Source organism: Microbispora cellulosiformans (assembly GCF_008728085.1).
In the GTDB taxonomy this organism is placed as follows: domain Bacteria; phylum Actinomycetota; class Actinomycetes; order Streptosporangiales; family Streptosporangiaceae; genus Microbispora; species Microbispora amethystogenes.
In genome coordinates, this window is sequence record NZ_VYTZ01000029.1 from 1 (window position 1) to 11,745 (window position 11,745).

Consider the following 11,745-nt stretch of genomic DNA (forward strand, 5'->3'; position numbering starts at 1 on the left):
GCCGGACGATCCAGCGGGAGCTGGAGGACACCCTGTCGGAGAAGATCCTCTATGGCGAGCTGCGGCCGGGCCAGGTCGTGAAGATCGACATCGAGGGCGAGGGCGACAACGCCACGTTCACCTTCACCGGCGAGGCCAAGAGCCCCTCGGTGCCCGACTCGGCGGCCTCGATCGCGGAGACGGTCCAGCACTGACGGTCCCGCGACAACCCGTACAACCTGTTCCATCCGAAGGGGCGTTCCGCGAGGGGCGCCCCTTCGGCGTACCGGCGCACCACACGGGGCCAGAGGGGCTCCGAGATCTCCAGGTAAGGCGATCTCCAGGTAACACGCGCGCAACAGAGTAGACGAGAACCGGTATCACACCACCGAACGTAGTACTACACTTTGTAGAGTCAGACTGCGCCATCGGCATGCCGGTGACGCATGACGGGCCACTCGTGTCATTCCCGCGACGTACCTGAGATCCGCTGCGGGAGGGACGCGGTGGACCGGGCGTACGGGAGAGGCTCGGTCCGGCCGGGTGGATCCCGGTGGTAGGAGGACCGGCGTCCCATGCGGTCGGGACACCCCTTGTGGGTGAAATGGCGGTCCGGAAGTGCACAAGCCTTTGGAGGCTCCTGATGCGCCTGTTGCACGACGACGGGACGCTGGTTCACCTGGCCTACAACGCGGGCGTACATCCCGCCGAGGACCTGGAGAACCTGATCGCCCACCTCACGCGATACGCCGTGCCCGTGCGCAGGAGGCTGGGCGTCGACCGGCTGGGGATCGGCCTGTGGCTCGCCCCCGCCGTGGCCGACCACCTGGTCGCCGACCGCATCGAACTCGTCCGGCTGCGCCGCTCGCTGGAGGAGCGCGGCCTGGAGTGCGTCAGCCTGAACGGCACCGGCGGGCGCAACCTCGACGTGCCGGGCCCCGACTGGGCCAAGCCGGAGCGCTACCGCTACACGATGTCGTTGGCGCGGATCCTCGCGTTCCTGCTGCCCGACGACGTGCAGTCGGGCGGTATCTCGACGATTCCCATCGGCTGGCGCCGTGACTGGCCCACCGACCTGCACGCCATCGCCTCCCGCCGCCTCGAACGGCTCTCGCGGGAGCTTCGCGGCCTCTACAGCGTCACCGGCAAGACGATCCGGGTGGGCTTCGAGCCCTGGCCCGGGTGCGTGCTGGAGACCACGGAGCAGGCGCTGGAGCGCGTGTGCGACATCGACTCCGAGCATCTCGGCGTCTGCCTGGACGCCTGCCACCTGTCGTGCGGCGCGGAGGAGCCGGACGCGGCGCTGCGCGGGCTCGCGCTCGCGGGAGCGCCCGTGGTCAAGCTGAGCCACGTGCACGACCACGGCCAGGAGATCCCGAGCACCCAGCCCGTGCTCGCCGACACGCTCGCCGCGATCCTGTCGGGCGCGGTGAACGGCACCGCGCACGTGGAGGTGGAAGCCCACCACGGGACCACCCCCAAGGCGAAGAGCCCCGCCGCCCTCGTCGCGAAGCTCGCCGACGATCTCGACTGGACCCGCCGCAACCTCACCGCCCTCGGCCTGAAGCTCGCCGCCTGACGAACTTGGCCCCCTGACGAACCGGTCAGGAGGGCAGCTGGTAGGTGCCGTCGGGCAGCGTCTCGGCCAGTCCGTCGTCGAGGAGGCCGTCCAGGGCGCGCTCCCGCTGCACGTGGTCGGCCCAGACGGCGTCCAGCGCCTGCTTCGGCACCGGGCCGTGCGCCTCCCTGAGCACGGCGAGCAGGCGTCCCCGGCACTGCCGGTCGGTGCCCGCGTACGTCTGGCCCTGACGGGCCGGGCCGTCGTGGGCGGGTCGGCCGGCCAGCCGCCAGGCGCACCGGGAGGTGACCGGGCAGCGCTCGCACCGGGGCGCCCGCGCCGTGCAGACCAGCGCGCCCAGCTCCATCACGGCGACGGCCCAGCGTGGTGCGCCGACCGGGGGCACCAGCGACTCCGCCAGCCGCCGCTCGGCCGCCGTGGGAGCCTTCGGCGGATACTCCTCGCCCCGGACGGCCCTGGCCAAAACCCGCCGCACGTTGGTGTCCAGCACGGCGTGGCTGCCGCCGTACGCGAAGCTGGCCACGGCGGCGGCCGTGTAGTCGCCGATCCCGGGCAGGGCCAGGAGTTCGTCGTACGTGGACGGCACCCGCCCCTCGTGGTCCGTCGTGATGGCGCGCGCGCAGGCGTGGAGGTTGAGCGCCCTGCGCGGGTAGCCGAGCCGCCCCCAGTGCCGTACGGCCTCGCCGGGGGACTCCTTCGCGAGCGCCTCCGGAGTGGGCCAGCGCTCCATCCACTCGGTCCACACGGGCAGCACCCGGGCGACCGGCGTCTGCTGGAGCATGATCTCGCTCACCAGGATGCCCCATGGCGTCGCCTCGGGACGCCGCCAGGGCAGATCGCGGTTGTGCTCGGCGTACCAGTCGAGGATGGGTTCACGCAGGGAGGCGGACACAGCCCCGACCCTACCGAGCCGGCCGCACCGCGCGCGGCCGGACGGCGTGCTCCGCCGATGCCGTGCATCGCCGTCCAAGTCCGGAAAGGACCGGCAGGCCGATGACCTGGGAAAGCGCATGACACGGCGCGTTGTTTCCCCTGCCGCGCCACGTCTCCTCATACTGTCCGTATGGATCCGGACACTTTCCGTGGTGATGTGGGCGTCGAGGGGGCTGACGTCTACTGGCGCCGCCGGGTGTCGGTGCTCACGGGGATGCTCGTCGTGGTGGCAGTCGTGGCATGGGCGTGCAGCAGCGCCTCGGGACGGTCGGACGACACCGCCGCCGTCAGGGTGACGCCCTCAGACCGGCTGGTGGTCTCGCTTCCCGCGGGGCTGCCCGCGAAGACGGCCGTCTCGGCCGCGATCCCGGGGCAACCGTCCCCGTCCGCGCCGGGCTCGGCCTCGCCCACGCCCGGCAGGCCCCGCCGTCCCGGCGACCCCTGCGACGAGAAGGACCTCGTGCTCGCCCTGCAGAGCGGGCAGGACGTGTACGGCAAGGACACCGCGCCGACGTTCCTGCTGACGGTCGTGAGCACGGGCAGGGTCGAGTGCACGGTGGACGTGGGGCCGCGCACCCTGGAGATGCGGGTGCTGTCGGGCGGCGAGCGGGTGTGGTCGACCGCCGACTGCGTGGCGGGCGACGGCGTGGACCGGCAGGCGCTGGAGCGGGGGATCCCCTTCGTCCGGACGGTCCGGTGGGACCGTCACCGCTCGGGCACCACCTGCGCCGGCAAGCGGGCGCCGGCCGATCCCGGGACGTACGTCGCGACCGCGCACGCGGGCCGGCTCAAGAGCCCGAAGGTCGTCTTCCACCTGCGGTGATCGGTCCGCGTGGGACACGGGTCAGAGATAGCGCTCCAGGATGGACGACTCGGCGAGACGGGACAGGCCCTCGCGGACGCTGCGGGCCCGGGTCTCGCCCACGCCGCCGACGGCCTGGAGGTCGTCGGTGGTCGCGGCCAGCAGCTTCTGCAGGCCGCCGAAGTGGTCGACCAGCCGGTCGACGATCGCGCCGGGCAGCCGGGGGACCCGGCTGAGCAGGCGGAAGCCGCGCGGGCTGACGGGTGAGTCGAGGGCCTCGGCGCCGTGGTGGCCCAGGATCTGGGCCACCTTCGCCAGGTCGAGCAGGTCGCCGGAGGACAGCTCGTCCAGCTCCCGGATCGCGTCGCCGTCCCCGTACGGACGCGCGCCGAGCGAGCCGGGGACGTAGTCGCGGATGATCTGGCGGTGGTCGGTCTCCACCCCGGCGAACAGCTCGTCGAGCTGGAGGGACAGCAGCCGCCCGTCGGTGCCGAGCTCGACGACGTACCCCTCGATCTCCCGGCCGATGCGGCGGACCATCTCGAGGCGCTGCACCACGACCGCCACGTCGCGCACCGTCACCAGGTCCTCGATCTCCAGGGCCGACAACGCGCCGGAGACCTCGTCGAGCCGCATCTTGTAGCGTTCGAGAGTGGCGAGAGCCTGGTTGGCCTTGGACAGGATCGCGGCCGACTCCTCCAGGACGTAGCGGATGCCGTCGAGGTAGAGCGCGATGATCCGCATGGACTTGCTGATCGCGACGACCGGGAGCGACGTCTGCCTGGCCACCCGCTGGGCCGTACGGTGCCGGGTGCCGGACTCGTTGGTGGGGATCGCGGGGTCGGGCACGAGATGCACCGCCGCGCGCACGATCCTGAGCTGGGCCACGTCGAGCACGATCGCGCCGTCCATCTTGGCCAGCTCGCGGAGCCGGGTCGCGGAGAACTCGACGTCGAGGGTGAAACCGCCGGTACAGATGTCCTCGACGGTGCGGTCGTATCCGAGCACGATCAGGCCGCCGGTGTGACCGCGCAGAATGCGCTCCAGTCCGTCGCGCAGCGCCGTCCCCGGGGCGAGCGCGGCGAGCACCGCCCGTCTGCGCTCGTCGGCCGCCTTGTCGTTGTCCAGCACATGCACCTCGGTGGGCTCGCCCGGTAGTCTCCGTGGGATCGTCTGTCTGACCGGCCCTCTGGCTACCGCTCCTCGCGGTCGCGAGGTCCGCGTTGCGCTCCGCGGTCGGCCGGTTGAAGCCCCGCAGGGCTCGATGAAGGCCTCAGTTTACCCGCGGGACGTCATGCTCACCTGTGGCACAGCACACCCCACCTGGTTTCCTCCCCGGCTGGGGCCCCGATGCCGCCCGGCGGTCGAGCGCGAATGGAGGCCGGAGCGGCGGTGGCGGCGTACGGATTCCCTGTGTCAGCCCATGTGGTTGAGGGCGTCCCAGACGTTCTCGACCTCCGTCACCTCGAAGCCCGGCGCGAAGGAGGTGGTGCGGCCGACAGGCGAGCGCAGCGCCACGAGGCGGCCGCGGTTCGCCGCGTTGTCCAGCCGCGGGGAGTCCTCCTCCAGCGAGCCGGACGGCACCAGGGCCCGGGTGAAACCCAGCCGCGCCGCCTCGGCCAGCCGCCGCCGCACCTCCCGTACGGGCCGCAGCTCACCGGCGAGGCCGACCTCGCCGAGCACGACGAGCCCCGAGGGCAGCGCCTGGTCGCCCGCCGCGCTCACGACCGACAGCATCAGCGCGAGGTCGACGGCCGGGTCGGTCAGCCGGATCCCGCCCACGGTCGCCGTGAAGACGTCACACTTGCCGATCTTCGCGCGGAGCCGCCGCTCTATCACCGCGAGCACCATCGCCACGCGGTAGGAGTCGAGGCCCGAGGAGGTGCGGCGGGGCTGCGGCGCCTCGGTGGGGCCGACCAGGGCCTGAAGCTCCGCCGGGAGCGGCCGGGTGCCCTCGATGGTGACGGTGACGCAGGTGCCCGGCACCGGCTCGGGATGGCGCGAGACGAACAGCCCGCTCGGGTCGGAGATCCCGGTGATCCCACGCTCGTGCAGGTCGAAGCAGCCGACCTCGTCGATCGGGCCGAAGCGGTTCTTCACCGCGCGCACCAGCCGCAGCCGCGCGTTGCGGTCTCCCTCGAAGTGGAGGACGACGTCCACCAGGTGCTCCAGCACGCGGGGGCCGGCGATCGTGCCGTCCTTGGTCACGTGGCCGACGAGCACGGTCGTCATGGCCCGCTCCTTGGCGAGGCGGACCAGGTTGCCCGCGACCTCCCTGACCTGGGTCACGCCGCCGGGCACACCCGAGACGTCGGCCGAGCCGATCGTCTGGACCGAGTCGACGATCAGCAGACCGGGCCGCACCTTGTCCACGTGGGCGGCCAGCGCGGCCAGGTCGGTCTCGGCCGCGAGATAGAGCTTGTCCTCGATCGCGCCGATGCGGTCGGCCCGCATGCGCACCTGGGCCGCGGACTCCTCACCGGTCACATAGAGGACGGTCTCGCCTCGCGCGGTGCGGGCGGCGGCCTCCAGGAGCAGCGTCGACTTGCCGATGCCGGGCTCACCGGCGAGGAGCACGACCGCGCCGGGGACCATGCCGCCGCCGAGCACGCGGTCGAGCTCGGGCACGCCCGTCGTCCGGGCGCTCACCACCTCGGCCTTGACCTGGCCGATGGGCACCGCCGGCGCGGTGACCGCGCCCGGCGTGACCACACGGACACCCTGCCGGGCCCCGGCCTCCTCGACCGTGCCCCACGCCTGGCACTCCCCGCACCTGCCGACCCACTTGACCGTCGTCCAGCCGCACTCGCCGCACCGGTACGCCGGTTTCGCTGCCCTGCTCACGTGCGGGAGGCTACCGGTCGGCGCCGACAATCCGCTCCTGAAGCCGCCCGGGACGGCGCTCAGCTCTCCGGCTTCTCCGGTACGTAGAAGGCGGTGGTGCCGGCGACCGCGGCCTCCACCACGCCCTCCGGCGCGCCGGAGGCGAGGTACGCCTCACCCCATGCCGCGCTGCTGTGCGTCATGAGCGCGCGCGCCTCATCCGACTGCTCCCACGCCGAGGGGTCGTCGATCATGTTGCCCCGCAGGTGCAGACCGAGCCCGAGCAGCGCCAGGTCCCAGCCCACCCCGGTGGCCCCCGGCCCGAACCGGTCCCAGAACTCCGCCGGCACCACGGCGACGTGCTCCAGCTCGAACACGGTGCGGTCGTCGCCTTCGGGAGTGAGCCGCACCTCGACCTCGCTGAAGCCCGGGTTCTCGCCGAACAGCCAGCTCACCCGCAGCAGCTTCGGCGGCTCGCACCGCAGGATCTCCCCGCCCGCGTTGCCCTGGAGCTGGTAGTGCCCGCCGAGCTTCAGCTCGCCGGTCACCGGAAGGAACCAGCGGCCGATCCGCTCGGGGTCGGTGCAGGCGTCCCACACGTCCTCGGCGGCGGCGTCGTAGGTGCGCCGCAGCAGCACCGTACGAGCCTCCCCTTCCGGCAGTTCGCGCGTGCCGACCTTGCGGTGGACCTCGTTGATATCGTCGATGAAGTTGCTCATTGGCGCTCTTTCCCTACGTCGTGGACCTCGTGCCGGGCCGTCTCCCGGCCGTCGGTGCCGCCGGGCCCCTGCCGGAGCCGCCGTTCCCGTTTTCCCCGCGCCAGTTCCGTGTCGAGCGCGTCGAGCCGCTGCTGCCAGAAGCCGCGGAACCGGTCGAGCCACTCGTCGATCTCCCGCAGCGGAGCCGTCTCGACGGCGTACAGCCGCCGCGTGCCCTCCGCCCGTACGGACGTCAGCCCCGACTCGCGCAGCACCCGCAGGTGCTGGGAGACCGCGGGCTGCGAGATCCCGAACTCGGCGCGGACGGCGGCGGTGACCGCGCCCGACGTCTGCTCTCCTTCGCTGAGCAGTTCCAGGATCCGGCGTCGCACCGGATCCCCCAGCGCGTCGAATGCGTGCACGGGTCCACTATGCCGAGGGCGGCTTATAAAAGTCAACGCTTATATAAGCCGCCACCGGTATCAGAGATGGTCCACGAGGTCGGCGAGCAGCAGGCGCTTGGGCTTGGCGCCCCTGATCTGCTGGACGACCTCGCCGTCGCGGTAGAGGTTGAGTGTGGGGAAGCCGAGGACGTTGTAACGCCGCGCGATCTCGGGGTGGTCGTCGGCGTTGAGCTTGGCGACCGTGAGACGGCCGCCGAACTCGGCGTCGATCTCCTCCAGGATCGGGGCGATCATCTTGCACGGCGGGCACCAGTCGGTCCAGAAGTCCACCAGCACCGGCGTGGAGCTGCGCAGCACCTGCTCGTCGAAGTTCTCCGCGGTCAACGTGATCATGATTCTCCTCGTCGTGTCACCAGGCAGCCGGGGCAGGCCGAGGTGAGCTGGGCGGCCACCTCGGCACGGCGGGCGAGCAGGTCCCGGATGCGGTCGTCGATCTCGGCCAGCTTGCGCTGGTACACCGCGACCGACTCGGGGCAGGAGCCTCCCGAGGGATGCCCCGACCTGAGGCAGTCCACGAACGGCCGGGCGTCCTCCAGGGTGAAGCCGACCGCCATCAGGGCGCGGATCTCGGTGACGAGCCGGACGTCCGACTCGTCGTACTCCCGGTAGCCGTTCGCCGAGCGGCGCGACCGGATGAGGCCCTGCTGCTCGTAGTAGCGCAGCGCGCGGGTGCTCACACCCGCGCGCCGGGCCAGCTCGCCGATCCGCATCGGTCTCCTCCTCGGCCCGCCCGCCTCCGGGCACGACGGTAAAGGTTGACGCCGGTGACAAGGTCAAGGGCGGAGCCCGGAATTCCCGCCACGTTCGGAATTCCCGCCTCCTTCAGAGTTCCCGCCACCTGAGGACGTTCGGATAGGCGATCTCCAGGCCGTCGCTCTCCCGGAGCGCGTCCTCGGCCACCTCGGGGGTGAACTCGATGCGCAGCACCGCCTCCAGGTCGGCCCGCGACTCGAAGGTCATGCGCAGGTCGAGCGGCTCGCGCCGCCAGCCCTGCCGCGACCAGAAGCGCTCCACGGCCTCGGGGGAGTACGACGGCACCGACCGGCGGAACCAGCGGCCGAAGGCGTCGCGGGAGGCGTCCACGTCCACGACGAACGCGACGCCGCCACGGCGCAGCACTCTGCCGAGCTCGCGCAGCCCGGGTTCGCACCCGGGGCCGAAGAAGTACGCCCAGCGTGCCATCGCCACGTCGGCCGACGCGTCGGGCACGGGCAGCGCCTGCGCGGTGCCCGTCCGCACCGCGACGTTGGGCAGCGCCGCGCAGCGGGCGGCCGCCCTGGCGGCGAGGCCGCCGTGCGGCTCCACGCCCACGACCCTCGCCGCGTCCGCGGCGAGCGCCGGCAGGTGGAAGCCCGTGCCGCAGCCGATGTCGAGCACCGTCGCGCCGTCCCACGGCCGTACGGCCCGCATCGCCGCCTCAACCGCGCCGGCCGGTCCGACGGCCCGGTTCTCCAGCTCGTAGACCTGGGGCGTGTTCCAGATGTTCGGGCTGGGTACGGCCCCGCTCACGATCCGTGCCATGCGGCCCACATTAGTTCGCGACCTTGGGTAGTTGATTGTGGCGAAGCGGCGCGCGGCGCGGGTGCGGCTTAGGCTGGATCCGTGAACGGGCGCAGGGAGCGAACGGACGGCCACGGCCACGGGACTGGATCGTGCCCGGGGGCCGCCAGGGGAGGCTGGCCTCATGAGTGACATCCGCGTGCCCATCGGCGAGGTGGCGCTGTCGACGGCGTCGGTGTATCCGGAACGGACGCCGGACGCCTTCGAACTGGCCGCCAGGCTCGGGTACGACGGCGTAGAGATCATGGTCGGACAGGACCCGGTCAGCCAGGACGTCGAGGTCCTCCAGCGGCTGCGCGACCACTACCAGATCCCGGTCCTGGCCATACACGCGCCCTGCCTGCTGGTGACCCAGCGGGTGTGGGGCCGCGACCCCTGGGTGAAGCTGCGCAGGGCCCGCGAGGCGGCCGAGCGGCTGGGCGCGCGGACGGTCGTCGTCCACCCGCCCTTCCGCTGGCAGCGCGACTACGCCAAGGAGTTCGAGAAGGGCCTGGCGCGGATGCGCGACGAGACCGACGTCGTCTTCGCCGTGGAGAACATGTTCCCGCTGCGGGCGAGGGGCAACGAGGTCGTGCCGTACGCGCCGGACTGGAACCCCGTCGACTACGACTTCCCCGATGTGACGCTCGACCTCTCCCACACGGCCGTCTCCGGTTCGGACGCGATGGAGATGGCCACCAAGCTAGGCGACCGGCTGGCCCACCTGCACCTGGCCGACGGCCTGGGCACGACCAACAAGGACGAGCACCTGGTCCCGGGCCGGGGGACGCAGCCGTGCGCGCCGATGCTGGAGCGCCTGGCCGGGAGCGGATATCGCGGGCTGATCGTCCTGGAGATCAACACGCGCAGGGCGGCCAGCCGCACCGAGCGGATCGAGGACCTCACCGAGGCGCTCGCGTTCGCCAGGCACCACTTCGCCGCCTCCTCGACCGCCTCATGAACGACGGCCTCATGAGCGACGACGGCCTCATGAGCGACGACGGCCTAGTGAACGACGGGCTCGTGAACGACGCCCTTGTGGCCGACGGCTTCGTGAGCAGACGGCTGACCGGCAGCCACCGGGTGTTCGACCGCGTCTCGGAGGAGTACGACGCGACCAGGCCGCACTATCCGGAGGCCCTCTATCTCGCTCTGGAGGAGATGTCGGGCATCCGGCTCGACGGCGCGACGGTGATCGACGTGGGGGCGGGCACCGGCATTTCGACCCGGGGGCTGCTCGACCGCGGCGCCCGGGTCGTCGCCGTCGACCGGGGCGAGCGGATGCTGGCCCGGCTCCGGGCCCGCACGACCTGCCCGGCTCTGCTGGCGAACGGCGACGACCTGCCCTTCCGCGCGGGCGTGGCCGACCTCGTGACCTACGCCCAGTCGTGGCACTGGCTCGACCCCGCGCTGTCGGTCGCCGAGGCCGTACGGGTGACCCGGGCGGGCGGCGCGGTCGCGGGGTGGTGGAACAGCGTGGACCCCGGCAAGGCCGACTGGCTTGCAGCCAACCAGGTGCGGATCGCCGAGTCCTGCCCGGGATACATCGGTCCGGTGCTGCCCGGGTGGCGCATGCCGCCCCTCGCCGCGGCCATGTCCGGCAGTGGTCCCGGCGGCGGTCTCGGCGGTGCTGTCGACGGCGCTGTCGACGGCGGCCCTGACGGTGGCCTCGGCGGCGGTCTCGACGTGGCCGAGACCTGGGTCACCTGGACCAGGTCGGTGCGGCTGGAGGACTTCCTCACCGACCTGCGTACGCACTCCTACATGGCCAGCATGGACGGCGACGTGGTGGCGGACCTGCTCGCCCGGGAGCGCGCCGAGCTCGGACGCGTGTTCCCCGACGGCACGCTCACCGTGCCCATGCGCGTGTACCTCGTGGTGGGACGCAGGGGCTGACCATGACCACGGAGGTCCCCAAGGTCCCCGAGGTGCCGGAAAGCGGACGGCGGACGCGGCGGCCGGGCCGGCGTCCGGGCGCGGCGGACACGCGTGGGGAGATCCTGGCCGCGGCGCGCAGGGTCTTCGCGGAGAAGGGCTTCGACAAGGCCACGATCCGAGGTATCGCCCGCGAGGCCGGCGTCGACCCCGCCCTCCTCCACCACTATTTCGACAACAAGGAGGGCATGTTCGTCGCGGCCATGGAGTTCCCCGCGGACCCGTCGACGGTCGTGCCCATGCTCCTCGCGGGGCCGCGCGAGGAGATCGGCGAGCGGATCGTCCGCTTCATCCTCACGATGACGGCCGACCCGGCGGCGCGGGAGCGGGTGCTCGGGGTGATGCGGACGGCGATGGTGAACGAGCAGGCCGTCGGCATGATCAGGGAGTTCTTCGGCACCGCGATCCTGGGCCGGGTGGCCGAGGCGCTCGGCGTCCCGCCGCTGCGGACGGAGGCCGCCTTCGCCCAGATGTTCGGGGTGGTGATGATCCGGTACATCCTCGGGATGGAGCCGATGGCGTCGGTGGACGTCGAGGAACTCGTCGCGCTGCTGGCGCCGACGGTGCAGCGTTACCTCGACGGATGAGCGCCGGGACGGGCCGTCATCGGGGCTGATGAGCCGGTTGGGGCCCTGCTTACATCCGCGTAGAGCTTCGTTCTAGTCTGGTGCCGCCGGGCGGGAACGCTGTGACGCGCGCCACTCGCCCCGTGTGACGGGCATATGTTACTCATCGGTACTATGCGGAAAGCGGGTTTTCCACAGGGCGGACCCCGGCCGTCCCGGGAAAGGCGCCGCGTGCTTATGGTGGCAGCCGACGTTGAAAGCGGGAGGGCTCGTGCTCTGGGTAGCGATAGCGATAGCCGGCCTCGTCGCGACCGCCGTGGCGGTCGCGTTGGCGGTCCGGCGTGTGCTGTTCCTCTACCGGCTTGCGACCAGTGGTCAGCCGGCCCCGGAGCGTGTCGAGTACGCCAGGGAGAACGCCGGCGCGGAG

14 protein-coding genes are annotated in these 11,745 nt (G+C 72.0%); 6 read left to right on the plus strand and 8 right to left on the minus strand.

What is annotated here, in order from left to right; genetic code table 11:
• Positions 1–194 (plus strand): hypothetical protein (locus F5972_RS36470; RefSeq protein WP_150940678.1); only part of this gene is annotated, 194 nt, incomplete at its 5' end.
• A gap of 428 nt (positions 195–622) precedes the next feature.
• Entirely contained in the window at positions 623–1,558 is a 936-nt protein-coding gene (locus tag F5972_RS36475) for a TIM barrel protein (protein WP_150940680.1), read from the plus strand.
• A 25-nt stretch (positions 1,559–1,583) separates the two neighbouring features.
• Here F5972_RS36475 and F5972_RS36480 read toward each other — a convergent pair whose 3' ends face one another.
• Entirely contained in the window at positions 1,584–2,450 is an 867-nt protein-coding gene (locus tag F5972_RS36480) for an A/G-specific adenine glycosylase (protein ID WP_318527658.1), read from the minus strand.
• 171 nt (positions 2,451–2,621) lie between these two features.
• Between F5972_RS36480 and F5972_RS36485 the strand changes: the two genes are divergently transcribed.
• The gene (locus tag F5972_RS36485) at positions 2,622–3,314 is read left to right on the plus strand and encodes a DEAD/DEAH box helicase family protein (protein WP_150940684.1); all 693 of its coding nucleotides are present in this window, start codon (positions 2,622–2,624) and stop codon (positions 3,312–3,314) included.
• A 21-nt stretch (positions 3,315–3,335) separates the two neighbouring features.
• Here F5972_RS36485 and disA read toward each other — a convergent pair whose 3' ends face one another.
• From disA to F5972_RS36520, 7 genes are all read right to left on the minus strand, one after another.
• Entirely contained in the window at positions 3,336–4,430 is a 1,095-nt protein-coding gene (disA, locus tag F5972_RS36490; protein ID WP_204289602.1) for a DNA integrity scanning diadenylate cyclase DisA, read from the minus strand.
• A 279-nt stretch (positions 4,431–4,709) separates the two neighbouring features.
• The gene (gene radA / locus F5972_RS36495; protein WP_150940687.1) at positions 4,710–6,137 is read right to left on the minus strand and encodes a DNA repair protein RadA; all 1,428 of its coding nucleotides are present in this window, start codon (positions 6,135–6,137) and stop codon (positions 4,710–4,712) included.
• 59 nt (positions 6,138–6,196) lie between these two features.
• A complete protein-coding gene (locus tag F5972_RS36500; RefSeq protein WP_150940689.1) occupies positions 6,197–6,835 on the minus strand; it encodes an SRPBCC family protein in 639 nt (212 codons plus the stop codon).
• Entirely contained in the window at positions 6,832–7,236 is a 405-nt protein-coding gene (locus tag F5972_RS36505) for an ArsR/SmtB family transcription factor (RefSeq protein ID WP_150940692.1), read from the minus strand. The genes F5972_RS36500 and F5972_RS36505 overlap by 4 nt, the downstream gene beginning before the upstream one ends.
• Before the next feature lie 60 nt (positions 7,237–7,296).
• Positions 7,297–7,611 (minus strand): thioredoxin, encoded by a 315-nt coding sequence (gene trxA / locus F5972_RS36510; protein WP_150940694.1) that lies wholly within the window; start codon positions 7,609–7,611, stop codon positions 7,297–7,299.
• Positions 7,608–7,988, minus strand: a complete 381-nt coding sequence (locus F5972_RS36515; protein WP_150940697.1) for a MerR family transcriptional regulator — start codon at positions 7,986–7,988, stop codon at positions 7,608–7,610. Before F5972_RS36515 ends, trxA begins: the two co-directional genes overlap by 4 nt.
• 112 nt (positions 7,989–8,100) lie before the next feature.
• Positions 8,101–8,799 carry a class I SAM-dependent methyltransferase gene (locus F5972_RS36520; protein WP_150940699.1) on the minus strand — a complete coding sequence of 233 codons (699 nt, stop codon included), beginning with the start codon at positions 8,797–8,799 and terminating at the stop codon, positions 8,101–8,103.
• Positions 8,800–8,962: 163 nt separating this feature from the next.
• Here F5972_RS36520 and F5972_RS36525 point away from each other — a divergent pair, with 163 nt between their 5' ends.
• Genes F5972_RS36525 through F5972_RS36535 form a run of 3 tightly spaced genes read left to right on the plus strand, consistent with a single transcriptional unit; the run spans position 8,963 to position 11,339 of the window.
• On the plus strand, positions 8,963–9,778 hold the full coding sequence (locus F5972_RS36525; RefSeq protein ID WP_150940701.1) for a sugar phosphate isomerase/epimerase family protein: 816 nt from the start codon (positions 8,963–8,965) through the stop codon (positions 9,776–9,778).
• 11 nt (positions 9,779–9,789) lie between these two features.
• A complete protein-coding gene (locus F5972_RS36530; protein ID WP_225312222.1) occupies positions 9,790–10,713 on the plus strand; it encodes a class I SAM-dependent methyltransferase in 924 nt (307 codons plus the stop codon).
• Positions 10,714–10,715: 2 nt separating this feature from the next.
• A complete protein-coding gene (locus F5972_RS36535; protein ID WP_150940703.1) occupies positions 10,716–11,339 on the plus strand; it encodes a TetR/AcrR family transcriptional regulator in 624 nt (207 codons plus the stop codon).
• Positions 11,340–11,745 lie beyond the last annotated feature (406 nt).

Coding starts and splice junctions, on each gene's coding strand:
- F5972_RS36500 (WP_150940689.1), bottom strand. CDS start 6,835: ATGAGCAACTTCATCGACGATATCAACGAGGTCCACCGCAAGGTCGGC.
- F5972_RS36535 (WP_150940703.1), top strand. CDS start 10,716: ATGACCACGGAGGTCCCCAAGGTCCCCGAGGTGCCGGAAAGCGGACGG.
- trxA (WP_150940694.1), bottom strand. CDS start 7,611: ATGATCACGTTGACCGCGGAGAACTTCGACGAGCAGGTGCTGCGCAGC.
- F5972_RS36475 (WP_150940680.1), top strand. CDS start 623: ATGCGCCTGTTGCACGACGACGGGACGCTGGTTCACCTGGCCTACAAC.
- F5972_RS36520 (WP_150940699.1), bottom strand. CDS start 8,799: ATGGCACGGATCGTGAGCGGGGCCGTACCCAGCCCGAACATCTGGAAC.
- F5972_RS36515 (WP_150940697.1), bottom strand. CDS start 7,988: ATGCGGATCGGCGAGCTGGCCCGGCGCGCGGGTGTGAGCACCCGCGCG.
- F5972_RS36530 (WP_225312222.1), top strand. CDS start 9,790: ATGAGCGACGACGGCCTCATGAGCGACGACGGCCTAGTGAACGACGGG.
- F5972_RS36525 (WP_150940701.1), top strand. CDS start 8,963: ATGAGTGACATCCGCGTGCCCATCGGCGAGGTGGCGCTGTCGACGGCG.
- F5972_RS36485 (WP_150940684.1), top strand. CDS start 2,622: ATGGATCCGGACACTTTCCGTGGTGATGTGGGCGTCGAGGGGGCTGAC.